General features: G+C 68.7%; 32 protein-coding genes. 16 read left to right on the top strand and 16 right to left on the bottom strand.

The features are described from left to right. Window position 1: 1 nt before the first annotated feature. Window positions 2-637, bottom strand: a complete 636-nt coding sequence (locus BM162_RS15320; RefSeq protein WP_093423806.1) for an MT-A70 family methyltransferase — start codon at window positions 635-637, stop codon at window positions 2-4. Between the two features lie 80 nt (window positions 638-717). Then, a complete protein-coding gene (locus tag BM162_RS15315; RefSeq protein WP_245759282.1) occupies window positions 718-1,443 on the bottom strand; it encodes a response regulator in 726 nt (241 codons plus the stop codon). A 138-nt stretch (window positions 1,444-1,581) separates the two neighbouring features. On the opposite strand from BM162_RS15315, the gene mce reads away from it, so the two are divergent. Both mce and BM162_RS15305 read left to right on the top strand, forming a co-directional pair. Beyond that, the gene (gene mce / locus BM162_RS15310; protein WP_093423803.1) at window positions 1,582-1,986 is read left to right on the top strand and encodes a methylmalonyl-CoA epimerase; all 405 of its coding nucleotides are present in this window, start codon (window positions 1,582-1,584) and stop codon (window positions 1,984-1,986) included. A 66-nt stretch (window positions 1,987-2,052) separates the two neighbouring features. After that, complete coding sequence (locus BM162_RS15305) at window positions 2,053-2,346, top strand: DUF1467 family protein (protein ID WP_093423801.1); 294 nt, start codon at window positions 2,053-2,055, stop codon at window positions 2,344-2,346. Here BM162_RS15305 and BM162_RS15300 read toward each other — a convergent pair. From BM162_RS15300 to BM162_RS15290, 3 genes are all read right to left on the bottom strand, one after another. Beyond that, complete coding sequence (locus tag BM162_RS15300) at window positions 2,279-3,001, bottom strand: EI24 domain-containing protein (protein ID WP_093423798.1); 723 nt, start codon at window positions 2,999-3,001, stop codon at window positions 2,279-2,281. The genes BM162_RS15305 and BM162_RS15300 overlap by 68 nt on opposite strands. Further along, complete coding sequence (locus tag BM162_RS15295; protein WP_093423933.1) at window positions 2,998-3,576, bottom strand: nitroreductase family protein; 579 nt, start codon at window positions 3,574-3,576, stop codon at window positions 2,998-3,000. The genes BM162_RS15300 and BM162_RS15295 overlap by 4 nt, the downstream gene beginning before the upstream one ends. A gap of 82 nt (window positions 3,577-3,658) precedes the next feature. Continuing rightward, entirely contained in the window at window positions 3,659-4,759 is a 1,101-nt protein-coding gene (locus BM162_RS15290) for a class II histone deacetylase (RefSeq protein ID WP_093423796.1), read from the bottom strand. 65 nt (window positions 4,760-4,824) lie between these two features. Between BM162_RS15290 and BM162_RS15285 the strand changes: the two genes are divergently transcribed. Beyond that, window positions 4,825-5,079 carry a DUF167 domain-containing protein gene (locus BM162_RS15285; RefSeq protein ID WP_093423793.1) on the top strand — a complete coding sequence of 85 codons (255 nt, stop codon included), beginning with the start codon at window positions 4,825-4,827 and terminating at the stop codon, window positions 5,077-5,079. On the opposite strand, the gene BM162_RS15280 is transcribed toward BM162_RS15285, so the two are convergent. Then, window positions 5,076-5,315, bottom strand: coding sequence for a DUF8831 family protein (locus BM162_RS15280; RefSeq protein WP_093423791.1), 240 nt, complete (start codon window positions 5,313-5,315; stop codon window positions 5,076-5,078). The two genes, BM162_RS15285 and BM162_RS15280, sit on opposite strands and share 4 nt — an antisense overlap. Before the next feature lie 84 nt (window positions 5,316-5,399). Here BM162_RS15280 and BM162_RS15275 point away from each other — a divergent pair, with 84 nt between their 5' ends. Then, on the top strand, window positions 5,400-6,029 hold the full coding sequence (locus BM162_RS15275; protein ID WP_093423788.1) for a hypothetical protein: 630 nt from the start codon (window positions 5,400-5,402) through the stop codon (window positions 6,027-6,029). On the opposite strand, the gene BM162_RS15270 is transcribed toward BM162_RS15275, so the two are convergent. Beyond that, window positions 6,017-6,391 carry a thiol-disulfide oxidoreductase DCC family protein gene (locus BM162_RS15270; RefSeq protein ID WP_093423930.1) on the bottom strand — a complete coding sequence of 125 codons (375 nt, stop codon included), beginning with the start codon at window positions 6,389-6,391 and terminating at the stop codon, window positions 6,017-6,019. The genes BM162_RS15275 and BM162_RS15270 overlap by 13 nt on opposite strands. Before the next feature lie 110 nt (window positions 6,392-6,501). Here BM162_RS15270 and BM162_RS15265 point away from each other — a divergent pair, with 110 nt between their 5' ends. The 7 genes from BM162_RS15265 to BM162_RS15235 all read left to right on the top strand — a co-directional run bounded on the left by BM162_RS15265 (window position 6,502) and on the right by BM162_RS15235 (window position 10,307). Next, complete coding sequence (locus BM162_RS15265; protein WP_093423785.1) at window positions 6,502-7,215, top strand: M48 family metallopeptidase; 714 nt, start codon at window positions 6,502-6,504, stop codon at window positions 7,213-7,215. 191 nt (window positions 7,216-7,406) lie between these two features. Beyond that, window positions 7,407-8,396: a Hint domain-containing protein gene (locus tag BM162_RS15260; protein ID WP_093423782.1), complete on the top strand. Its 990-nt coding sequence runs from the start codon at window positions 7,407-7,409 to the stop codon at window positions 8,394-8,396. 89 nt (window positions 8,397-8,485) lie between these two features. Next, window positions 8,486-8,773, top strand: coding sequence for a DUF6455 family protein (locus tag BM162_RS15255; protein WP_143096165.1), 288 nt, complete (start codon window positions 8,486-8,488; stop codon window positions 8,771-8,773). Further along, window positions 8,770-9,015: a DUF6455 family protein gene (locus tag BM162_RS15250; protein WP_093423776.1), complete on the top strand. Its 246-nt coding sequence runs from the start codon at window positions 8,770-8,772 to the stop codon at window positions 9,013-9,015. The genes BM162_RS15255 and BM162_RS15250 overlap by 4 nt, the downstream gene beginning before the upstream one ends. A gap of 74 nt (window positions 9,016-9,089) precedes the next feature. Next, entirely contained in the window at window positions 9,090-9,374 is a 285-nt protein-coding gene (locus tag BM162_RS15245) for a hypothetical protein (protein ID WP_093423773.1), read from the top strand. A gap of 56 nt (window positions 9,375-9,430) precedes the next feature. After that, window positions 9,431-9,838: a PRC-barrel domain-containing protein gene (locus BM162_RS15240; RefSeq protein WP_093423770.1), complete on the top strand. Its 408-nt coding sequence runs from the start codon at window positions 9,431-9,433 to the stop codon at window positions 9,836-9,838. Beyond that, window positions 9,831-10,307: a DUF3429 domain-containing protein gene (locus BM162_RS15235; RefSeq protein WP_093423767.1), complete on the top strand. Its 477-nt coding sequence runs from the start codon at window positions 9,831-9,833 to the stop codon at window positions 10,305-10,307. The genes BM162_RS15240 and BM162_RS15235 overlap by 8 nt, the downstream gene beginning before the upstream one ends. On the opposite strand, the gene cutA is transcribed toward BM162_RS15235, so the two are convergent. Together cutA and rimO are read right to left on the bottom strand one after the other, a co-directional pair. Then, the gene (gene cutA / locus BM162_RS15230) at window positions 10,304-10,618 is read right to left on the bottom strand and encodes a divalent-cation tolerance protein CutA (RefSeq protein ID WP_093423765.1); all 315 of its coding nucleotides are present in this window, start codon (window positions 10,616-10,618) and stop codon (window positions 10,304-10,306) included. The two genes, BM162_RS15235 and cutA, sit on opposite strands and share 4 nt — an antisense overlap. A gap of 37 nt (window positions 10,619-10,655) precedes the next feature. Further along, complete coding sequence (rimO, locus tag BM162_RS15225) at window positions 10,656-12,017, bottom strand: 30S ribosomal protein S12 methylthiotransferase RimO (protein ID WP_093423762.1); 1,362 nt, start codon at window positions 12,015-12,017, stop codon at window positions 10,656-10,658. Between the two features lie 235 nt (window positions 12,018-12,252). Between rimO and BM162_RS15220 the strand changes: the two genes are divergently transcribed. Further along, window positions 12,253-12,510 (top strand): DUF1127 domain-containing protein, encoded by a 258-nt coding sequence (locus BM162_RS15220; RefSeq protein ID WP_093423759.1) that lies wholly within the window; start codon window positions 12,253-12,255, stop codon window positions 12,508-12,510. Window positions 12,511-12,577: 67 nt separating this feature from the next. Here the strand turns inward: BM162_RS15220 and BM162_RS15215 are convergent, their stop codons facing one another. Then, a complete protein-coding gene (locus BM162_RS15215) occupies window positions 12,578-13,162 on the bottom strand; it encodes a GcrA family cell cycle regulator (protein WP_093423756.1) in 585 nt (194 codons plus the stop codon). Between the two features lie 128 nt (window positions 13,163-13,290). On the opposite strand from BM162_RS15215, the gene BM162_RS15210 reads away from it, so the two are divergent. From BM162_RS15210 to argF, 3 genes are all read left to right on the top strand, one after another. After that, window positions 13,291-14,094, top strand: coding sequence for an ABC transporter permease (locus tag BM162_RS15210; RefSeq protein WP_245759281.1), 804 nt, complete (start codon window positions 13,291-13,293; stop codon window positions 14,092-14,094). Window positions 14,095-14,324: 230 nt separating this feature from the next. Continuing rightward, complete coding sequence (locus BM162_RS15205) at window positions 14,325-15,506, top strand: aspartate aminotransferase family protein (protein ID WP_093423754.1); 1,182 nt, start codon at window positions 14,325-14,327, stop codon at window positions 15,504-15,506. An 87-nt stretch (window positions 15,507-15,593) separates the two neighbouring features. After that, window positions 15,594-16,520 (top strand): ornithine carbamoyltransferase, encoded by a 927-nt coding sequence (argF, locus tag BM162_RS15200; protein ID WP_093423751.1) that lies wholly within the window; start codon window positions 15,594-15,596, stop codon window positions 16,518-16,520. A 62-nt stretch (window positions 16,521-16,582) separates the two neighbouring features. Here the strand turns inward: argF and yihA are convergent, their stop codons facing one another. The 4 genes from yihA to ttcA all read right to left on the bottom strand — a co-directional run bounded on the left by yihA (window position 16,583) and on the right by ttcA (window position 20,733). Next, a complete protein-coding gene (gene yihA, locus BM162_RS15195) occupies window positions 16,583-17,236 on the bottom strand; it encodes a ribosome biogenesis GTP-binding protein YihA/YsxC (RefSeq protein WP_093423749.1) in 654 nt (217 codons plus the stop codon). Continuing rightward, window positions 17,233-17,865, bottom strand: a complete 633-nt coding sequence (locus BM162_RS23485) for a CatB-related O-acetyltransferase (RefSeq protein WP_093423746.1) — start codon at window positions 17,863-17,865, stop codon at window positions 17,233-17,235. Before BM162_RS23485 ends, yihA begins: the two co-directional genes overlap by 4 nt. A 53-nt stretch (window positions 17,866-17,918) precedes the next feature. Further along, window positions 17,919-19,730 (bottom strand): membrane protein insertase YidC, encoded by a 1,812-nt coding sequence (gene yidC / locus BM162_RS15185; protein WP_093423744.1) that lies wholly within the window; start codon window positions 19,728-19,730, stop codon window positions 17,919-17,921. Window positions 19,731-19,860: 130 nt separating this feature from the next. After that, window positions 19,861-20,733: a tRNA 2-thiocytidine(32) synthetase TtcA gene (gene ttcA / locus BM162_RS15180; RefSeq protein WP_093423741.1), complete on the bottom strand. Its 873-nt coding sequence runs from the start codon at window positions 20,731-20,733 to the stop codon at window positions 19,861-19,863. A 45-nt stretch (window positions 20,734-20,778) separates the two neighbouring features. Here ttcA and BM162_RS15175 point away from each other — a divergent pair, with 45 nt between their 5' ends. Continuing rightward, a complete protein-coding gene (locus tag BM162_RS15175) occupies window positions 20,779-21,336 on the top strand; it encodes a DUF1353 domain-containing protein (RefSeq protein ID WP_177215178.1) in 558 nt (185 codons plus the stop codon). Here the strand turns inward: BM162_RS15175 and yidD are convergent. Both yidD and rnpA read right to left on the bottom strand, forming a co-directional pair. Continuing rightward, entirely contained in the window at window positions 21,333-21,551 is a 219-nt protein-coding gene (yidD, locus tag BM162_RS15170; protein ID WP_093423738.1) for a membrane protein insertion efficiency factor YidD, read from the bottom strand. The two genes, BM162_RS15175 and yidD, sit on opposite strands and share 4 nt — an antisense overlap. Continuing rightward, window positions 21,548-21,958, bottom strand: coding sequence for a ribonuclease P protein component (gene rnpA, locus BM162_RS15165; protein WP_093423922.1), 411 nt, complete (start codon window positions 21,956-21,958; stop codon window positions 21,548-21,550). The genes yidD and rnpA overlap by 4 nt, the downstream gene beginning before the upstream one ends. Between the last annotated feature and the right edge of the window lie 3 nt (window positions 21,959-21,961).

Raw genomic sequence — 21,961 nt, 5'->3', positions numbered from 1 at the left:
CTCACTCGGCCGCGACAGAGCCCGAGTTGTAGCCGTAGGTCTTCCAGCTGGGCTTGTAATCGGCGTCGGCCTGGTTGCCCCAGACGGTCCAGCCCTCGCGCACGCCGCGGCCGAACAGTTCGAGGTATGGGCCCCACGAGCAGCTTTCGATCAGCTCGTACTGTTCGTCCGGCTTGCGGGAGTGTTCGCGCTTGCGGGTCTGGATCATGTTGACCTGTCGCCGGCCCGCGGCCTCGGTCCGGGCGTTCTTGCCGCGGGTGCCGAACAGCAGAAGCTCGGTCACGTTGCGGAAATAGAAGCCTACGCCGCGCCCGTCCGAGCCGCCGTCCTTGCGGATCTTGTGCCAGACGATGTTCGACTTGTACTCGAACCCCCAGGCCTGCATCACCCGCAGCCCGTCGGGCAGCAGGGCGTTCGGCACCCACAGGTAGCAATGCGCGCGGTTCTGCATGTGCTCGGCCACTGGCAGGGCGCAGATGTCGTCGGTCGTCAGCGTCGGGTAACGCGACAGGCGCTTATGCTCGGGCGCCACCTTTCCGGTGCGGTTGACGAAGCGCCACGGCGGGTCTGCCATGACGCAGCCGAAGCTGTCACCGCCCAGGAAGGCGCGGAGGTCTTGTACGGGCGATGAATCCATAGCCGACATATTGTAGGCCCCTGCGCCGTGGCTCAACTGGAACAATGGGCGAACAGCATTATGGGCGCAGGGCCTTCGGGTCAACCTCCAGCGCTCGCGATATCGCGCCGCGACAGCCGGTCGCGGACGAGAGCCGCAAGCGCCGTCCTCCGCCCCTCGTCCCCGTCGCTGTCGGCGAGCCGCCGGGCAGCCTCGGTCAGCACGGGATCCCGGGCCGACCGACCAAGTCCGGCAAGGAAGGCTGCGGTGTAGCCGGTCATTCGGGTGTCGCGGACCGACAGAAGATTGGCGGCATGGGACAGGTCGTCGTGCAGCGCGTCGGCGTCCGGCCGCACCTCGGCCTGCGGCGCGGGACGGGGGGCGTTCGGCCGCGCCTCGGGCGGCAGGTGCGACAGGACCGCCTGCTGGAACGCGGCAAGGCTGCCGAAGGGCTTCTCGAGAAACGTGTCGGCCCCGGCGGCCAGGGCCACGTCGCGCCGCTCGGGGTCGCCGGAGGTCGCCAGCAGTGCGTGCACCCGGGGCCGGGCGGCGTGCAGATCGCGCAGCAGCAGTGCGCCCGAGCCGTCGGGCAGGCCCAAATCGACGACCGCGACCGAGGGGCGATAGGTGGCCAGATGCCGCTGCGCCGCGCCCAGCGAAGCCGCCCGGCGCACCCGCGCCCCACTCTTCAGGCACATGAGGCGCAGCGCTTCCCCCGCGTAGCGGGAATCCTCGACCACCAGCACGGTCTGGCCGAAGAGCGGCCGTTCGGGGCTGGGACGGACCGAAACGAAGTCGGGCAGGGGCTGGGTCATCGTGTCCTCCATTCTGGCGTGTCCTCCGATTTGGAGGGCGAGTCGGTGAAGGGCGCGTTAACTCTGCGGCGCGCGGCCGAGTGCGGCTTCGCGTCGCTTGCGGCGTGCCGCCCGCGCGGCCATAACCGCCCTGCTGACAAGGAGCCGCCCATGATCGGACGCCTGAACCACGTGGCCATCGCCGTTCCCGACCTCGACGCCGCGGCGGCGCAGTACCGCGACACGCTCGGCGCCTCCGTCGGCGCCCCGCAGGACGAGCCGGACCACGGCGTAACGGTCGTCTTCATCGAGCTTCCGAACACGAAGATCGAGCTTCTGTATCCGCTGGGCGACAGTTCGCCCATCGCCGGTTTCCTGGAAAAGAACCCGGCCGGCGGGATTCATCACATGTGCTACGAGGTCGACGATATCCTGGCGGCCCGCGACCGGCTGAAGGCCGAGGGCGCGCGGGTGCTGGGCGGCGGCGAGCCGAAGATCGGCGCGCACGGAAAGCCCGTGCTGTTCCTGCACCCCAAGGATTTCAACGGCTGCCTGATCGAGCTCGAGCAGGTCTGAGCCCCGGCGCGGAGCCCCGCGCCGCCGCATGACGTCCCGGTCTCGGCCGGGTAGGAGGTTAACGACATGTCCATCACCTCGGCCATCGTGCTTTATGCCGTGATCTGGTTCATGACGCTTTTTGTGGCGCTGCCGGTGCGGCTGCGCACGCAGGGTGACGAGAACGAGATCGTGCCGGGCACCCATGCGGGCGCGCCGGCAAATCTTCAGATGAAGCGCAAGGCGCTGTGGGTCACCGGCATCAGCTTCGTGCTGTGGATCTTGATCGCCGGCATCATCCTGTCGGGCTGGATCACCGTGCGCGATTTCGACTGGTTCGGCCGGATGGACCCGATTCCAACAAGTGGAACAGGTGGGTGAACACCGCCGCACCCAGCACGGGCACGGTCAGGTTCACGACCGGGATGGTCAGCGGCAACGCCATCAGCGTGCCGGCCAGCCAGATCGTGCCGCCGTGCCGCCGGCGCGCGGCGCGGGCGCCCTGGCGGCCAAGCCGGCGGATCGCCACCATCTGGAAGTACTCCCGTCCAAGAAGGAAGCCGTTGACCGCCCAGAACACGAACGGTGCGGCGGGCGCGACCAGCAGGTAGACGATCAGGCCGGCGAGGTTCACGCCCACAACCAGGGCGAGGAACCCGGCCGCATCGGCGATCTGCGTCGACCACGCGATGCGGTCGGCGGGCGGCAGGTGCGGGTAATGCTTCGCCTCGACCGCGTCGGCCACGTCGTCCAGGAAGAACCCGGTGAAGACCGAGGCGACCGGCACCATCAGCACCACCGACAGCACCAGCACCAGCAGGATACCGGCGACCGACGCGGCGTCGTCCACCCACGCGATCTCGCCGATCCAGGGCAGCGACATCGTCTCGGGCAGAAGCCAGCCGATGCCGGTCACGGTCAGCCAGCCCAGCCCGGCCAACAGCAGGACGGTCAGGCCGAGCCCCAGGATCAGCACCCGGCGGAAGGTCGAGTCGCCGATCTGCCCCAGCGCGCGGGAGAGGGCCGTCAGGATCATGCGTCGACCCAGGTGGTCAGCGCGTCGATGTCGGGGCGCGGACGCTCGGGCGGGGCGAACTTCTCGGTCCCGATATGGATCAGGCCGGCGACCCATTCCTGCGGGGCGAGGCCGAGCCCCTCTTCCACGAAGGCGCGATCGTGCGAGGCCCAGCCGGTCAGCCAGTTCGCGCCCCAGCCCGCCGCGAGCGCGGCGTTGAGAAGCTGAAGGCAGGCCGCCCCGGCCGACAGCGTCTGCTCGATCTCGGGGATCTTGTCCGACGGCCTGGGGCTTGCCACAACGACCACCGCGAGGTCGCCGTCGGCGTACTGGGTGCGCTGCTTGGCGATGTCCTCGGGAGTCTTGCCCAAGCGCGCGCCGCGGGTTTCGACCATCTCCGCCAGGCGGACGAGGGCGGGCTTTTGCAGCACGATGAAGCGCCACGGCTCGAGCTTGCCGTGATCCGGCGTACGGCCGGCGGCGGTCAGAAGCGGGCGCAGCTGGTCGCGATCCGGCACCGGCGTCGTCAGCGTCTTGGCGGGGCGGGAGCGGCGGGCGAGCAGGAAGTCGAGCGCGGGCTGATTGGCGTCGGGCATGGGGTCTCCGAAGTGCATTTATAGTGAGGCCGGGGGCTGTCTGCCCCCGGACCCCCGAGGATATTTCTTGACCGAAGATGATCTAGGCGTGGAGCCGTGCGAGGTCGTCGATCCAGCCGTCGAGGAAGGCATCGAAGGCCGGGCCGGGCTGGCGCGCGGCATAGACCGCCGCCTGCGGGTCGGGAGCCTCGACGGCGCTGCCCGAAAGCTCGGCGATGACGGCGTGGCCGCAGAAGGGCACGTACATCTCGGAATAGCCGCCCTCGTGCGTCATGACGAGGCGGCCGTCGCACAGGTCGTCGGCCATCTGCATGGTGCGGCGCGTGAGCTCCCGGAAGGTCCCGGCGGTGCAGAGCATGCGGCCCAGCGGGTCGATCAGGGCGGCGTCGAAGCCGCAGGCGACCACGATGGCGTCGGGGCGGAAGCGGGAGAGGGCTGGGGCGACGATGCGGTCGAAGGCGGCGAGATAGCCGGTGTGGCCGGTGCCGGCGGGCAGCGGGATGTTGACGTTGAAGCCTTCGCCCTTGCCCTCTCCGCGCGCCGAGGCATCGCCGGTGTTGGTGGGATAGTTCCGCTCCTGGTGGAGCGAGATCGTCAGCACGTCGTCGCGGCCGTAGAAGATCGCCTCGGTCCCGTTGCCGTGGTGCACGTCCCAGTCGATGACGGCGATGCGCGCGGCGCGGGTCTCGGCGAGCGCGGCCTCGACGGCGACGGCGATGTTGGCAAGCAGGCAGAAGCCGTTCTGCCACTCGGGCAGGCAGTGGTGGCCGGGCGGGCGCGACAGGGCATAGGCGTTCTTCACCTCGCCCTTCAGCACCGCCTGCAGCGCGGTCTGCGCCAACCCGGCCGAGCGCGCCGCGATCTCGAACCCGCCAGGCAGGAACGGCGCCGAGCTGCCGAGTTCGCCGCCCTTTTCGTCGGACATTGCCTTGAAGGTTTCGAGGAAGGACAACGGGTGCACGCGTTCGAGGTCGACCCAGCTTGATTCGGGAGCCGAGCGGACGTCGAGTTCCTGCGTCAGGCCGGTGACGTCCATCAGGGACTTCAGGCGGCGCTTGGTCTCGGGCGCCTCGGGCAGACCGCCGAAGGTCGGCTGCACCAGCCCACCGGCGGGCACGGTGAAGGCATAATTGCCGCCGCCGTGCCAGAAACAGCGTTCGTCCCAAAAAAATCCCGTGGTCATGCGCGCCTCCGTCGTGTCGGGTGGGAACCTGACCCGAGGCCGGGGGAGTGTCCAGAGGAGGAAGCATGGCTGATCTGAGCGAGCAGGCCCGCCCCGGCGCCGAGATCGTCGTGAGGGTGACGCCGAAGGCGTCGCGCGACGCGGTGGAGGTGGATGCGGGTGGGGTGCTGCGCATCCGCGTGACCGTCGCGCCCGAGGGCGGGAAGGCCAACGCGGCGGTGCAGAAGCTTCTGGCGCGGGCGCTGGGCGTCCCGAAGTCGCGCCTGACGCTGGTGCGCGGTGCCAAGGCGCGGGACAAGGTGTTCCGCGTCGAGGACTAGTCGCCGCCGATTTGCAGCCGATATGCGCCCTCGGGCAGGTCGAGCGCGGCGGCCAGGTCGCGCAGCTGCGACATCGACAGCGTGACCGTCTGTACCCGGTCGGTGCGCGTGTCGAGCTGCTCGACGGTGACGCAATCCTCGAAGGCGTGGATGGTGATGTCTTCCTGGCGGTGGACGGCGGCCTCGTCCACCAGCGTCACCACGGTCGCGTCGAAGTCGTGTTCGATCGTAAACATGCGATCCACCCTACGCCGGCCACGCGCCGGCGCAAGCGGCAGGAACCCGCACCGGGGCAGGGCGTTGCCGCGGGCGGAGGGCGGATGCTGGAGTGGATCAGGCAAAACTACGAGATCGTGCAGGTCGCCGTGGGCGTGGTGACCGTGTTCGTCTGGGTCGCTTACCTTCAACTCCTGCTGATCTCGTTCCGCCGGCAGCGGCGGCCGATGATCCTGATCAATTGCGGCGCGGGCGAGGGTGTGCGGGCGCGGTGCTTCATCTCGAACCTTGGAATGGAGCCGGTGTATCTGCTGGACGTGACGATCCGCGTCGAGACGTGTGAGGGCTTCGAGACGGCGGCGATCACCGACCGAAATCCAGAGCTGGAGGGCGAGGTGTCGCGCCCGGCGGACGCCACGCACCAAGGGCCGCTCGAGACGGGCAACATTCTCGACATCGGCAGCTTCGAGACGCTGGTCGAGCGTGCCATCGGTGACGAGGAGGGCGTGCACTGGGAGGACGTGGTGCGGCTGGAGTTGACCGCCATCATTGCCACGGCCGCGGACAACCGCCTTGGCGGAGCGCGCCGGAGCTTCGCCATCGAGGAGGGCGATCCCTACCGGCTGGTCGCCGAGAGCCTGACCGCAAGTCAGATCCGCAGCCGCGCCGACCGGCGGCGCATCACCCGTTGGCTGGAGGAGCGGCGGCGCGGCGTCGCGCGTTACAGCGAATGACGGCGCATCCTGCGCCTGTGCAGGGCGAAGAGTGCGGGGGCGGCGATCCGCTCGTAGAGCCAGCCCGCGAAAGGACGGACGCCGCGGCGGTCGACTGCGCAGGCGAGCCAGCGGTACCGCGGCATCGCTTCCCACAGCCGCAGGAACGCGTCGAGCCCGGCATGAAGTTGTCCGTCGCGCACCACGTAGAGCCGCCGCGCCGCCGTCTCCCGCGTCAGGCCGTGGCGGGTCAGGTCCGTCTCGTGCAAGTCGGTGAATCCGATGGGCAGGCCGCGCGCATGCGCGTGCCGGCGATAGGCCGTGATCTCGGCCGAGCAGATGGGGCAGCGCCCGTTGTAGATGACGTCGAGCCGTTCCGTCATGCGCCGCGACGTAGCGGCGGCATGCCGGGCGGACAGGCCCGGGCGCTTGCGGCTGGTCGCCGCAGGCGGGGACGCTATGGTGACATTGAGGACGAGCAGGAGAAACACACATGCGCGCACTGATCCTGACCCTTGCTCTGGCGCTTTCGGGCTGCGCCGTCGCTCCGACTGCGCCGGTGCCTGTCCCCGAGACCCGGACGGCCCCGTCAGCCGTGCCGGCGCCGCGGATGAACCCGGACGTCGCGGCGCGGAACTTCGTGAACGTCGTGCAGCGGGTCGAGCCGGTGGCCGAAGACATATGCCGGGCCGAAACGCGCGGCGTGAACTGCGACTTCGCCGTGGTCGTGGACGACCGGCAGGGGCTGCCGCCCAATGCGTTCCAGACCATCGGCCCGACCGGGCGGCCGATCATCGGCTTCACGCTGTCGCTCATCGCCGAGGCGCGTAATGCCGACGAACTCGCCTTCGTGCTGGGGCATGAGGCCGCGCACCATATTGCCGGACATTTGGACCGCCAGCGTCAGTCCGCGCTGACCGGCGCCATGCTGGCCGGTGCGCTGGCGACGCTGGGCGGGGCCGACGTCGCCACGGTCGAGAACGCGCAGAGCTTCGGGGCCGAGGTCGGCGCGCGGCGGTACTCCAAGGGCTTCGAGCTCGAGGCCGATCGGCTTGGCACGGCCATCGCGGCGTATGCGGGATACGATCCGCTCCGGGGGGCCGAGTATTTTACTCGCTCGCCCGACCCGGGCAACGTCTTCCTGGGCACGCACCCGCCAAATGCGGACCGCATCGCCACGGTGCGGGCGGCGGCGGCGCGGCTTTAAGGCCGTGCGGCGCGCATGGCGCAACACATCGCCGGCCGGGGCGCGATTGTTTCCGCAGTGACAGCGGTTTCCCGCGTGCCGGGCCGGCTTTCGCCCCACGTCGTTGTCAACGCCGGGCGCTCGGGCCAAGCATGCCCTGAGCGGAAGCATAGGATCATCACCTGCCTCCGCGGCCGCAGAAGGGGCGAGCGATGGAGATCGAGATTCGCGGCGACCGCATCGGGACGTATGCGGATGCGCGTCTGAACGGGACACAGCCGCCGCGCGCGATCCTCACGCTGCGCGGGGTCAAGCCGCTGGGTGCCCGCACCCAGACCTTCCGGCTTGACCCGGCAGACAGCGCCGCGGGTCACCCGCTCTATCGTCTGCGCGCCACCAACGGCGCGATGCTCGCCCGCGATCTCGCTCCCAGGACCGACCTGCCCGAAGGGCTGGGCGTTGGGACCACGCACGTTCTGCTGGAGAACGGGGAGGGGACGCGCATCGTCGTGGAACTCGACGGTCTTGCCGAAGGCGAAAGCCGGCGCGTCTATGCGCAGGAGCCGGACCGCCGCGAGCGACGGCGCGATCTTGACGAGGCCGAGCCGCCGGGCGGTGCCGCCTGCTTCGCCGCCGGGACGCGCGTGACCGGTCGGCTCGGGCGGCAGAGAATTGAGGATCTGCGCCCGGGCGACCCGGTCTGGACACTGGACCGGGGGCTTCAGCCGGTGCGCTGGATCGGCCGACAGACCGTCGCCTTCGGACCCGAGACCGAGTATCTGCGCCCGGTGCGCATCGCGCCCGGGGCACTGGGCGCCGGCGCGCCCGCGCGCGAGGTGGTGCTTGCCCCGCATCACCGGGTGCTGGTGACCGGCTGGCGGGCCGAGTTGTTCTTCGGCATGGAGGAAATCCTGGTGCCGGCCCGGGCCTTGACCGGGGCCGAGGGCGTGACGCGAGACACCGCCGCACCGCATGTCAGCTACGTGGGTCTCGTCTTCGAGCAGCACGAGATCCTCGAGGTCGGCGGCCTGCTTTGTGAGAGCCTCCATCTCGATTCGCTGCGGGTCGAGGCGTTGACCGACGCCGAACGCTCGGACCTCTTCACCGTGTTCCCGCAGCTTCGGCTGTTCAGGTCGGCCGTCACGTGCGGCCCCGTTCGTCCCACCGCCGCGCTGGGAGAGGGGCAGATCGGCTTCGGCTGAGCACGCTTGATTCAGATCATGTCCGGCCCGGCGCCTCTGCCTCACTCTGACCGTAACGGCAGAGACGAGGAGGAGCCGTCATGCTCGGTATGTCACGCTACGACCGCCACGCGATGCTCGTGAACCGCATGGCCGACACGGCCGGCGTCGACTTGGGTGAGGCGCTGCAACGCGGTCGGATTACGCCTGACGATCTTTCGGATCTCGTGTTCAGCTGTGTCGCCTGTCGTGACGCCGATGCCTGCCCGAAATGGCTGGACGACCATGCGGGGCGGACCGTGCCAGCGCCCGGCTTCTGCCGCAACAAACCCTGGTTCGAGGCCCGCCGCGCCGAAGTGGTCGCGGATGCCCCGAGAGATCACGGAGAAGAAAGATGAGCCTGTTCGAGAAGATCGACCGCCACGTGTCGCTGATGCACGGAATGGCCGAGCGCTGTGACGCCGACCTGAGCGCGATGGTCGAGCGTCCGCGCGGTGCCGAGATTTATCGCGCCGCCGTGCTGCGCTGCACCGGCTGCCGCTGCCCGGGTGCCTGCGCCCACTGGCAGGCCGAGCACGAGACCGCGGAGGCCGCGCCCGCCTTCTGTCGCAACCGCGAGCTGTTCGCGGAGCTGGCCTGAGGCGCGGGAAATGGCAGACGTGTCTGCTCGGCGGGGCTAAAGTGCCCGCGAGAGCCTGCTGGAAGGGGGGCGCGATGAAGCGTCCGCATGTTTACTTGGCGTCCATCCTGGCGCTGGCCGCCTGTGCGGCGGCCGAAGCGCCTTCGCCGCTTGCGGTCGGCGAGCCGTACCGAGAGCCGGTTGACCAGTGCCGGTGGGTGACGGAGAGGGCGGCGCTCGATGCGTACGCGCGGCCTGAGGCCGACCTCGTCGCCTGTCCGGCAGACTATGACGGCATCGGCATCTTCGTGATGGACGTCAACGCGCGGCCGGTGGGACGGTGGGGCGCATGGCAGTTGTTCGAGGTGCCGCATCCCTGAACAGGAACCGCCGCGCATTCGGGTGGGTTGCAGCCCCGTGACCCAAGGAGGCTCGCATGCTCCGCTTCGTCCTGCCCGCGCTCGTCCTGCCCGCCCTGACGGTGGCCCTGGACTTGCCTGACCTGCCCGACACGCTCGAGACACCTGAAGAACTGGGCGCGGCGGCCGAGACACTGGCCGGGACGGCGGCGGATCGAGTGCTGGTGGCCGGCTTGATCGGAAGCGAGCTCGCCGGTCCCTCGGGCAAGGCGCTGGGCACGGTCGAGAACCTGGTCATGCTGCCCGGCGGTCGCATCGTGGCGGCGCTGGTCGAGATGCCGGACGGTACGCGCATCGCCGTGCCGTTCCAGGCGGTGAAGATCGCCGGCGCGGCCGAGACGGCCCGCGCATCCGTCCCGTTCGATGCCGAGGAACTGCGCGACCTGCCCGCGCTCGCGGACTTGGCGACGGCGCTGGATGGCTGACCCGTCGGCGCGGACCCTGACGATCGAGGAACGGCCCGAGATCCCGCGCGACGGTCTGATCCTGGGCTATGGCGCGATGGTGCCTCTGGCGCTGGGCGCGGTGGCGATCTGGATCGCGCCGGAGCGGTGGGCCGACCTGGCGCTGTGGCTGACCATGGCTTGGGGCGCGGCGATCCTTCTGTTCCTGTCCGGCGTCCGTCGGGGGCTGAGCTTCCGGACCGAAGGCGGGCCGCAGCCTGCGCAATTCGTCGCCACCTTCTGGCTGTTCGGCGCGGGACTTGTGTCGCTGCTTCTGCCGCCGCTCTGGGCGCTTACGCTGCAATTGGCGGGTTACGTGTTCCTGCTGCTGGCCGACCCGCCCGCGGCGCGCCGGGGCGAGGCGCCGATTTACTTCGTGCGGCTGCGGCGCCCGCAGATGTCCATCGCCGTCGCCGCGCTGGCTGCGGCCATCGCCGGAATGGTGGCCTAGCCGGTCTCCTGCTCGAGCCAGCTTAGAGTGCCCGGCTCGGCCTCGACCCGCTGCCAGGTGATGGCGGGCAGGTCATACGGGTGCAACTCGCCGATCAGATCGCAAAGCGCGGTGGCGCGGGTTTCGACGCTTTTCAGGCTCAGCATCTGCTCGGTGTCTTCTTCGACCGCGCCCTCCCAGCAGAACACGCTGGTGAGCGGGCCCCAGATATTGGCGCAGGCGGCGAGCTTCCGTTCGACCGCCGCGCGCGCGATGGCAAGCGCGGTGTCACGGTCGGGGCAGGCGACGTGCATGTCGATGGCTTGGGTCATGCTGCGAAGGTAGCGCCACTGGCGCCGCCCGGCCAGATCAGACGCGGCGGCCCCAGAGGTCGTATTCCCCGGCCTCGTCCACCTCGACCGTCACGATGTCGCCCGGCTTCAGGTCCTCGTGCCCTTCGTCGATGAACAGGCATCCGTCGATCTCGGGGGCGTCGGCCTTGGTGCGGCAGGTGGCGGCGTCGTCCTCGACCTCGTCGACGATGACCTCAATCCGCTGGCCGACCTTGGCGGCGAGCTTCGCTTCCGAGATCGCCTGCGCCTTCTCCATGAACCGCTCCCACCGGTCCTGCTTGACCTCTTCGGGCACGTGGCCGGGCAGTGCGTTCGAGCGGGCGCCGGCGACGTTCTCGTACTTGAAGCAGCCCACGCGGTCGAGTTGCGCTTCGTCCAGCCAGTCGAGCAGCGTCTGGAACTCGGCCGCGGTTTCGCCGGGATAGCCGACGATGAAGGTCGAGCGCAGCGTCAGGTCCGGGCAGACCGCGCGCCAGGCGGCGATCTCGTCCAGCGTCCTCGACCCGGCGACCGGCCGCGCCATGCGCTTGAGCGTGTCGGGGTGGGCGTGCTGGAACGGGATGTCGAGGTAGGGCAGGACCAGTCCCTCGGCCATCAGCGGGATCAATTCGCGGACATGCGGATAGGGATAGACGTAGTGCATCCGCACCCATGCGCCAAGCTGGCCCAGTTCCTTCGCGAGGTCGAGGATCGGGAACTGGGCACGCTCGCCCCGCGGCCAGTCGGTGCCGTAGGCGCTGGTATCCTGGCTGATCACCAGAAGCTCCTTCACCCCGGCCTCGACCAGCTTCTCGGCCTCGCGCACCACCGCCTTCTGCGGCCGGGACGCAAGCTTCCCGCGCATGTCGGGAATGATGCAGAAGCGGCACTTGTGATTACAGCCCTCGGAGATCTTGAGGTAGCTGAAATGTCGCGGCGTCAGCGAGACACCCGAGGCCGGCAGCAGGTCCACGAACGGGTCCGGCGCGGGCGGCACGGCCGAATGCACGGCGTCGAGCACCTGTTCGTATTGGTGCGGCCCGGTCACGGCCAGCACCTTGGGATGCGTGCCGGTGATGTACTCGGGCTCCGCCCCCAGGCAGCCGGTGACGATAACGCGTCCGTTCTCGGCCAGCGCCTCTCCGATGGCGTCGAGGCTTTCGGCCTTGGCCGAGTCGAGGAACCCGCAGGTATTCACGATCACCGCGTCCGCGCCGGTGTAATCGGGCGAGATGCCGTAACCTTCGGCCCTGAGCCGCGTGAGGATGCGTTCACTGTCCACCAGCGCCTTTGGGCAGCCGAGGGAGACCATGCCGATTGTCGGCTGGCCGTCGCGGCGCGTCTCGGTGATGCGCGCGCGGGAAAGGTCGGGGCGGAGGTCTGGCGGGTTCATGGACATGCGCCGCCATGTAGGCGATGCCGCGCCCCTGCGGAAGGGGGCACGCGCGCGCACGCACGAAGGCGTCAGCGGCCGGGCGGCTGCATGAGCGGCGCTGCGCTGCGCAGGGCCGGTCCATGCACTTTTGACGATGCCTTGACGTTCGGCGGTGCCGCCCTTGCAGCGATCCTGACGGTACATTGACGGCCGTGGGCGACATTCGGGCACCCCCAACGTCGAGCCGAGGATCCTAGCCATGCCTGTTCATGCCCGCCCCGCGACGACAGCCTCCCGCCCGCGCCGGCCAGGAGGGGTCGGCGCCATCCTTCGATGCGTCCTGCACTGGCTCATCGCACGCAACCGCGCCTACCGCGACTCCTGCCACCTGCGCGACATGCCCGATCACCGCCTGCGCGATATCGGGCTGAGCCGCAGGGATGTCGACACCGCAATCCTGCGCCGCTACCCCATCCGCCCCATGAACCGGAGCCCGCATGGCGGCGAGTTGTGGTGACGCGCATGCGGAAACCGGCGGCCACGCAGGGCGACCGCCGGTGAAAGAAACGCGATGAAAGTCGGCGTCAGCGCCGGCGGTCGCGGCGCGAGCTCATGGGCTGGAAGGCGACGCCGACATGCGCTTCGCAATACGGCTTGCCCGGCTGCACGGCGAGGCCGCAGAACCAGAAATCCTCGGTTGCCGGGTCGCCGACAGGCCATTTGCAGGTCCGTTCGGTCAGTTCCATCAGTCCGATCTTGCGCGCGCTCTTCTCGACCTCGCGCACCGAGGCCAGCGCCTCGGGGCTGATCTCGTTCGCGGACGGCTGCGGCGGCAGGGGCTGGCCCGCCGGGATGATGGGTTTTCGCGCCGGGGTCGGCGCGGGCGCGGCGGCGCGCGCCTCGGGCTTTTCGGATGCCACTTCGGGGGTCTCCACTTTCGTCTCCTGGACCGGCGCGGGTGCGGGTTCCGGTTCGGCCGCGGGGGCGGCCTCGGGTTTGGCGGCCTTCGAGGGCGCGGCCCCGACGCGGTTCGACAGACCCAGGCGATGAACCTTTCCGATCACCGCGTTCCGCGTCACACCGCCCAGTTCCTTGGCGATCTGGCTGGCGGACTGTCCCTCGTTCCACATCCGTTTCAGAAGCTCAACGCGCTCGTCGGTCCAGGACATCGGCTTTCCTTGACGTTATGAAGCCGGGGCCCCGTCGGACGCTCCCGGCTTGAGAATTCCTGCGAGCCCCTATTCTAGTCACGCCTGACGCGGTTACAAGGACCGCCCGAGTCGCGAAGAGGTAAGGCATGGCAGATACGGCGGAAATGGGTGAACGGCGCTTCGGGCGCTGGAACGCGATGGGGCTTTACACCCTGGCCGAGCGCGAGGTGAAGCGCTTTCTCGCGGTTTGGACGCAGACGCTGCTGGCGCCGCTTATCACGGCGGGACTGTTCCTGACGGTGTTTGCGCTGGCCATCGGCCCGACCCGGGGCGAAGTCATGGGCGTGCCGTTCGTGGTGTTCCTGGCGCCGGGCATCCTGATGATGACGGTGATCCAGAACGCTTTCGCCAACACGTCGTCGTCGATCATGATCTCGAAGGTGCAGGGCAACATCGTCGACACGCTGATGCCGCCGCTGTCGCCGCTGGAACTTGTGATCGGGTACATGGCCGGCGCCGTGGGCCGCGGCCTGTTCGTGGCCTGCGCCATCTGGGTGCTGGTCGCGGTGACGGTCGGCGTGGGCCTGCCGCATCCGTTCTGGGCGCTGACCTTCGTCATCCTCGGCTCGGCGTTCCTGGGCGGACTGGGTGTCGTCGCGGCAATCTTTTCCAGCAAGTTCGACCAGATGGCGGCGATCACCAACTTCATCATCACGCCGCTCAGTTTCCTCTCGGGCACGTTCTACTCGATCGAGACGCTGCCGCCGGCGATGTACTGGCTTACGCACCTCAACCCGGTCTTCTATCTCATCGACGGGGTGCGGTACGGCCTGATCGGCCATTCCGACAGCTCGCCCTGGCTGGGGCTCCTGGTGTGCCTGTTTTCCACCGGGCTCGTGCTGGCGCTCTGCTGGTACTGGTTCCGCAAGGGCTATCGCCTAAAGGCCTGACCACGCGGGCCGGGGCGCATCGCGTCCCGGCCGCCGCTGGACAAGCGCCGCCCGCCGGTATAGCGCATCCGGCATGAGCACCGTCCGCATCTCCGCCGACCTCCGACGCCGACGCATCCGCGCCTGACGTCCCGCTCCGCGTGCGATGCACGCCTCTTCCACATCACATGACGTTGACTTGCCCGGGTGCGTGGGGCACCTCTTGGGCTTCCTGATCCGAGGACCTGCCGATGATCCCGTCGATCCTGCCGACCTATAACCGTGCGCCGCTTTCGTTCGTGAAGGGCGAAGGCACGTGGCTGATCGAGCAGGACGGTCGACGCTTCCTCGACCTCGGCGCGGGCATCGCCGTGAACGCGCTGGGCCATGCCCATCCTGCGCTGGTCGAGGCCCTGACGACGCAGGCGCAGGCGCTCTGGCATACGTCGAACCTCTACGACATCCCGGCGCAAAGAAAGCTCGCCGACGCGCTGGTCGAAAAGACCTTCGCCGACACCGTGTTCTTCACCAACTCGGGCACCGAATCCTGCGAACTCGCGGTGAAGATGGCCCGCAAGTACCACTACGAGAAGGGCAGCCCCGACCGCACCGACATCGTCACCTTCGAGGGCAGCTTCCATGGCCGCTCCTCGGCCGGCATCGCCGCCGCCGGGGGCGAGAAGATGACAAAGGGCTTCGGCCCGCTCCTGCCCGGCTTCGTCCACGTGCCCTGGGGCGATCACGAGGCGTTCCACGCCGCGATCACCGACACCGTCGGTGCCATCCTCATCGAGCCTGTGCAGGGCGAGGGCGGCATCCGTCCGCTGCCCGACCAGTGCCTGAAGGGCCTGCGCGACCTGTGCGATGAGAAGGGCATCCTGCTGATCCTCGACGAGGTGCAGTGCGGCATGGGGCGGACCGGCAAGCTCTTCGCACACGAATGGGCGGGGGTGGAGCCCGACATCATGATGATCGCCAAGGGCATCGGCGGGGGTTTCCCGCTGGGCGCGGTGCTCGCCACCGAGGACGCCGCCCGCGGCATGACGGCCGGCACCCACGGCTCCACCTACGGCGGCAATCCGCTGGCCTGCGCCGTGGGCGCGAAGGTGATGGAGACCGTCGCCGACGACGCCTTCCTGGCCGAGGTGAATCGCAAGGCCGGCCTCCTGCGCCAGAAGCTCGAAGGGCTCGTCGCGGCGCACCCGGATGTCTTCGACCACGTGCGCGGCTCGGGCCTGATGCTCGGGCTGAAATGCAAGCTGCCCGCCGCGGACGTGGTGAAGGAGGGCTATGCGCACCAGGTGCTGACGGTTCCGGCGGGAGACAATGTCGTCCGCCTTATCCCGCCGCTCAACATCACGGACGAGGAACTCGCCGAAGCGATTTCCCGTCTCGACGCCGCCGCCACGCAGGTGAAACGCGATGCGGCCTGACGTCGTGGTGTCATCTTTGGTCCAGAAATATCCTCGGGGGGTCCGGGGGGCAGACGGCCCCCCGGCGCTTCCCATCGGAGACGCCCCATGAACCACTTCCTCGACATCAACCGGACCGACACCGGCGCACTCCGGCAGATCATCGACAGCGCCCGAGCCATGAAAGGTGCGCGCGACGGCCAGCCGAAGGGCGCGCCGGATGCCGAGCAGCCGCTGGCCGGGCACATGGTGGCGCTGATCTTCGAGAAGCCCTCGACGCGGACGCGGGTGTCGTTCGACGTGGGCGTGCGGCAAATGGGCGGTCAGACCCTGGTCCTGTCGGGCGCGGACATGCAGCTCGGCCACGGCGAGACCATCGCCGATACCGCGCGGGTGATGAGCCGCTACGTCGACCTGATCATGATCCGCACCTTCGAGGAAGCGACGCTGCTCGAGATGGCCGAGCATGCGACGGTGCCCGTGATCAACGGGCTGACCAACCGCACGCATCCCTGCCAGATCATGGCCGACATCCTGACCTATGAAGAGCATCGCGGCCCCATCAGGGGGAAGAAGGTCGTCTGGTCGGGCGACGGCAACAACGTCTTCGCCAGCTTCGCCCAAGCCGCCGGACAGTTCGGCTTCGACCTGACCTTCACCGGTCCCCAGACGCTGGACCCCGAGCGGGTGTTCCTGGACGAGGCGCGCGCCAAGGGCGTGACCATCGAGATCGAGCGCGATCCGGCCAAGGCGGTCGAGGGCGCGGACCTCGTGGTCACCGACACCTGGGTGTCGATGCACGACCCGCAATCGGCGCGCGAGCGGCGGCACAACCAGCTGCGGCCCTACCAGGTGAATGAGCGGCTGATGTCGCACGCCAAGCCCGACGCGCTGTTCATGCATTGCCTGCCCGCCCATCGCGACGACGAGGCGACGAGCGCGGTGATGGACGGCCCTCACTCGGTGATCTTCGACGAGGCCGAGAACCGCCTGCACGCCCAGAAGGCAATCTTGCGCTACTGCCTGGACGTGTGAGTTTCATCGCTCCCTCCGGTCGCTCTTCGCGAGAAGCGACCGGAGGGAGCGATGAGCGCGCACTATTCCAGCGTCGCGATCACCGCTCGCAAGTCCTCGATGCCCCAGCCCTTCTCGGATGAGGTGACGATCAACTCGGGATAGGCGGCCGGGTGCTTCGACAGCTTCGTGCGGACCTGCGCCAGCACCTTCTCTCGTTCCGCCGCCTTGACCTTGTCCGCCTTCGTCAGCACCGCCTGAAACGTCACGGCGGACCTGTCCAGAAGCGTCATAATCTCCTCGTCCACCGCCTTTACGCCGTGCCGTGCATCGATCAGGACGAAGGCGCGGCGCAGGCTCTGCCGGCCGGCCAGGTACGCCTTGAGCAGGCGCTGCCATGCCTCGACCACCTTCAGCGGCGCATTGGCGAAGCCGTAGCCGGGCAAGTCGACGATGTAATGGCTGTCGGCGGCGGTGAAGAAGTTGATCTCCTGCGTGCGGCCCGGCGTGTTGGACGCCCGTGCCAGCCCCTTGCGGTTGGTCAGCGCGTTGATCAGGGACGACTTCCCGACGTTCGAGCGCCCGGCGAAGCAGATCTCGGTGCGGTCGGCGGGCGGCAGGCCGTCCATCGCGACCACGCCCTTCAGGAACTCGGTCTCGCCGGCGAATAGCATTCGGCCGGCCTCCCGCGCGGGCGCATCGGGCTCGGCGAGGGGGAAGGGAAGGGTGTCGGTCATGCGGAAAGGGCCTCCAGGTCGCCCCGGCGCAGGGCCGGAATGGCGGCGGCGATACGGTTGGCGGGCCAATCCCACCATGCAAGGTCGAGCAGCCGGGCGATGGTGTCGTCGTCGAAGCGTTTGCGCACTTCGCGTGCGGGATTGCCGGCGACGACCGTGTAGGGGGCGACGTCGCGCGTGACCACCGCCTTGGCCGCCACGACGGCGCCCGCCCCGATGGTGACGCCGGGCATGATCCAGGCCTCGCCGCCGATCCAGACGTCGGGCCCTATGACCGTGTCGCCGCGGGACTGGGCGCGGTAGCCGTCGAGGTCGAAGTCGGTGCCCCATTCGCGGAAGATGTCGAACGGGTAGGTCGTCACGCCACGCATGTCGTGGGCGGCGCCGTTCATCACGATGCGCGCGCCTGTGGCAATGGCGGAGAACGCGCCGATGGTCAGGTGGTCGCCCATGAAGTCGTGGTGGTGCAGCACGTTGTGCTCGAAGAACGCCTCGGCCGCGTCCAGGTCGTCATAATAGGCGAAGGGCCCGACGGTGACGTTGGACCGGCCCTCGGCCAGCGGACGCAGGAACACCACCCGCGGATGCTCGGCCAGGGGGTGCAGCGTGTCGGGGTGGGGGCCGGGCATTGCGATCTCCTGCGCCGATGCGCAACCGCCGCCCCGAGGGGCGGCGGCGCGGATCACTTCTCTTGCGGCTTCTTGCGCTGGAAGCTTCGCATGATGTTACCGAATAGGTCGGGCTTGTAGCCCTGGCTACGCATGATCGCGTACTGCTGGATGAACGTGATCGTGTTGTTCGCGATCCAGTACAGCACAAGCCCGCTCGCGAACTGGCCCAGCATGAACATGAACACCCACGGCATCCAGGCGAAGACCATTGCCTGCGTCGGGTCCGTTGGCGCCGGGTTCAGCTTCTGCTGAAGCCACATCGAGATGCCCAGCAGGATCGGCAGGATGCCCAGCGAGATGATCGCGAGGAAGGAATCCGGCGACGGCGCAGCATAGGGCAGAAGGCCGAACAGGTTCAGGATCGACGACGGGTCGGGGGCCGACAGGTCGCGAATCCAGCCGATCCAGGGCGCGTGCCGAAGCTCGATGGTGACGAAGATCACCTTGTAGAGCGAGAAGAAGATCGGGATCTGCAGAAGGATGGGCAGGCAGCCCGAGGCCGGGTTCACCTTTTCCTTCTTGTAAAGACCCATCATCTCTTGCTGGAGCTTCTGGCGGTCGTCGCCCGCCTTCTCCTTGATCTTCTCCATCTCGGGCTGAAGTTCCTTCATCTTCGCCATCGAGACGTAGGACTTGTAGGCCAGCGGGAAGAGCAGCGCCTTGATCATGAGCGTCAGCACGATGATCGACCAGCCCATGTTGCCGATCAGGCCGTTGAGCCAGTGCAGCACCGCAAAGATCGGCTTGGTAAGGAAGAAGAACCAGCCCCAGTCGATCGAGTCGATGAAGCCTGCGATACCGCGGTCGTTCTGGTACTCGCGGATCGTCTCCCACTCCTTCGCGCCGGCGAAGAGAAGTTGGGTGCTCGACGCGATCTCGCCCGGCGCGACCTCGAGCGTCGGCAGACGCGACTCGGTCTGGTAGGCGTCGCGGCCCGGCACGTACTGCGCCACCGAAAGGAAGCCCTGGCCCGGCTCGGGGATCAGCGTGGTCATCCAGTACTTGTCGGTGAAGCCGAGCCAGCCGTTCTCGGTCACCGGGATCACGTCGGCGTTGGGGCCCCAGCGCTCATCGGCCTCGAGTTCGGGCATGTCGTCGTAGTCGATTTCCTCGAGCTCGCCGTCCGACATGCGCACGACGCCCTCGTGCAGGATGAAGAAGCCGGTCGTGTCCGGCTCGCCCTGCCGGGCCACGATGCCGTAGGGGGCGACGCGCACCGGCTCGCCGGTCGCGTTCTCGACCGACTGCTCGACCGTGAACAGGTATTCGTCGTCGATCGAGATCGTGCGGCGGAAGGTCAGGCCGGCGTCGTTGTCCCAGACCAGCGTGACGGGCGTCTCGGGCGTGAGGGTGTCGTTGCCTTCGACCTGCCACAGCGTGTTCGCGCCTGGCACGTCCTCGAACCCGAGCGCGCCGCCCGGCGCCCAGCCGAAGAGCGCGTAATACGGGTTCGCGCTGCCCAGCGGCGACAGAAGCTGCACGTTGGGCGAACCGGGCGCGATCTCTTCCTGGTAATCGCGCAGCGCCAGCGTGTCGATGCGGCCGCCGAGAAGCGAGATCGAGCCGGACAGGCTGGGCGTTTCCACCGCGACGCGCGGCGCTTCGGCTTCCACGTCCTCGCGCGGGCCCTCGGCCGTCGCGACGGGCGCGGCCGGATCGCCGCCCTGTGCCGGGGGAAGGGCGCGGGCGGTGTCGGTCTCTTCCACGACGGGTGCGTTCGGATCCGTCACCGGCTCTTCCGGCGGGAACAGGACGAACCAGACGAGGATGACCAGGAAGCTGAGCGCGGTGGCGAGGATGAGGTTCTTGTTCTGATCGTCCATGAGGGACTGCACCTGTCGGTTTTCGAGGTCAGCGTGGTTCAACAGGCCGCGCCTGCAAAGGTCAAGCCGTTTCGCCCCGCGCCGCTGCGGCCAACGGGCGCTGATCGCGCAGGCGTGAGAAGGGGCTGGCTTATTCCTGCGGCCGCAGGTCAGGCACGTCGTCCGCGCCCTCGGCCGTCGTGCCCGCTCGGGCGAGGCCGGCGAAATCGAAGAGCTTGGGGTCGAGCAGGTGCGAGGGCCGCGCATTCATCAGGGCGCGGAACATCACCTGCCGCCGGCCCGGCGAGTTCTTCTCCCACCCGTCGAGGATCTGCTTGACCTGCTGACGTTGCAGCCCGTCCTGGCTGCCGCACAGGTCGCACGGGATGATCGGGTAGTTCATGGAGCGGGCGAAACGCTCGCAATCCTCCTCGGCCACATGCGCGAGGGGGCGATAGACGAACAGGTCGCCTTCCTCGTTCACCAGCTTCGGCGGCATCGTCGCAAGGCGGCCGCCGTGGAACAGGTTCATGAAGAACGTCTCGAGGATGTCGTCGCGGTGATGGCCCAGCACGACGGCCGAGCACCCTTCCTCGCGCGCGATGCGGTAAAGGTGTCCCCGGCGCAGGCGTGAGCAGAGAGCGCAGAAGGTCCGGCCCTGCGGGATCTTGTCCATCACGACCGAGTAGGTGTCCTGGTACTCGATCCGGTGCGGCACACCCATCTTCTCCAGGAACTCGGGCAGCACCGTCGCGGGAAAGCCCGGCTGGCCCTGGTCGAGGTTGCAGGCCAGGATCTCGACGGGCAGCAGGCCGCGCCACTGAAGCTCCGTCAGCGCGGCGAGAAGAGTGTAGCTATCCTTGCCGCCCGACAGGCAGACCAGCCAGCGTGCGCCGCGCTCGATCATGCCGTATTGCTCGATCGCCTCGCGCGCCTGGCGCACGACGCGCTTGCGCAGCTTGCGGAACTCGGTGGTCGAGGGCGCGCCGTGAAACAGCGGATGAATTTCGGTATCGTCGAGCATGCGCCCGACCTAGCCCCTGCCGCGCCGCCCGCCAAGAGGATTCGCATGCGCCGTTTCGACCAACCCGCACAGCCCGTCGATCCATATCCATCGGCCGAGACCGAGATCGCCGGCTTCCGGTACGACAGCGCATTGGTGCTGGTGAGGGCGAAGGACGCGGTGAAGCTGCGGACGGGCGAGGACGCCGACTACATCGTCGGGCGCGACTATTTGTGTTCGTGGCGTCCGCCCGAGGGAGACTGGCGGCAGCTGCGGGTTCCGGCGGGACTGGTGACGGACCTTGCCAGCGTGCCGGCGCCGTTCCGCGGTGTCGTGGGACGGGTGGGGCCGTGGCTCGAGGCGGCGATCGTGCACGACTATCTCTACATCGCGTGGCAGGACGTCCCCGGCAGGGGACCGCAGCCCGCAGACAAGCGCTTCGCCGACCGGATCATGCTGGCCGCGATGCGCGAGGCGCAGGTGTCGGCGTGGCGGATGTGGACGATCTATGGCGCGGTCACGCTTTTCGGCGGCGCGACGTTTGAGCGGCCGAACGCGGACCGCTACGTGGACCTCGACGATCTGGACCTGAGCGGCCAGATGGCCGAGACGGTCCCGCGCTAAGGAACGTTGTCGATACCGCTGCCGCCCCACGGGTGGCAGCGTCCGATCCGGCACAGCGTCAGCCAGCCGCCGCGGACTGCCCCGTGCTTTTCCAGCGCCTCGAGCGCATAGGCCGAGCAGGTGGGCTGATAGCGGCAGTTGAAGCCGACCCAGGGGCTGAAGACCAGGCGATAGGTCCGGACGGGCAGCGCGAAGACGCGGGCGAGCGGCGTCATCGGTGCACCTGGGCCAGCGCACGCTCCAAATCCTCGATCATCCGGGGCAGGGGGCGCTTGGCCGTCGCGTCCTTGCGGCCGATCAGGACGTAGTCCCAGCCGGGCCGCCCGTGATGCGGCAGGACGGCGCGCGCGATCTCGCGCAGCCGCCGCTTGGCGCGATTGCGGGCGACGGCATTGCCGACCTTCTTCGAGCAGGTATAGCCGATGCGCACCCGACCCGGCGCTTCCTCGGGCGCACGCTTGCGCGCCTGGAGCATGAAGGCGGGTGCCCCCTGTCGCTTCGCGCGGGCGGCTTTCAGGAAATCCGCGCGCTTGCGCAGGATCTCCGGACACGACGAAACCGCCGCAAGGCCGTCTGCGACCTTGGCGCTTGCGCCTGTCGCTCCGGCCTCCGGCGGTGTCATCAT

Origin of the sequence: Tranquillimonas alkanivorans (genome assembly GCF_900115595.1) — a bacterium.
Lineage (GTDB): Bacteria > Pseudomonadota > Alphaproteobacteria > Rhodobacterales > Rhodobacteraceae > Tranquillimonas > Tranquillimonas alkanivorans.
Note: the sequence above shows the minus strand (reverse complement) of the source record. Positions and strands in the feature narration are given on the sequence as shown.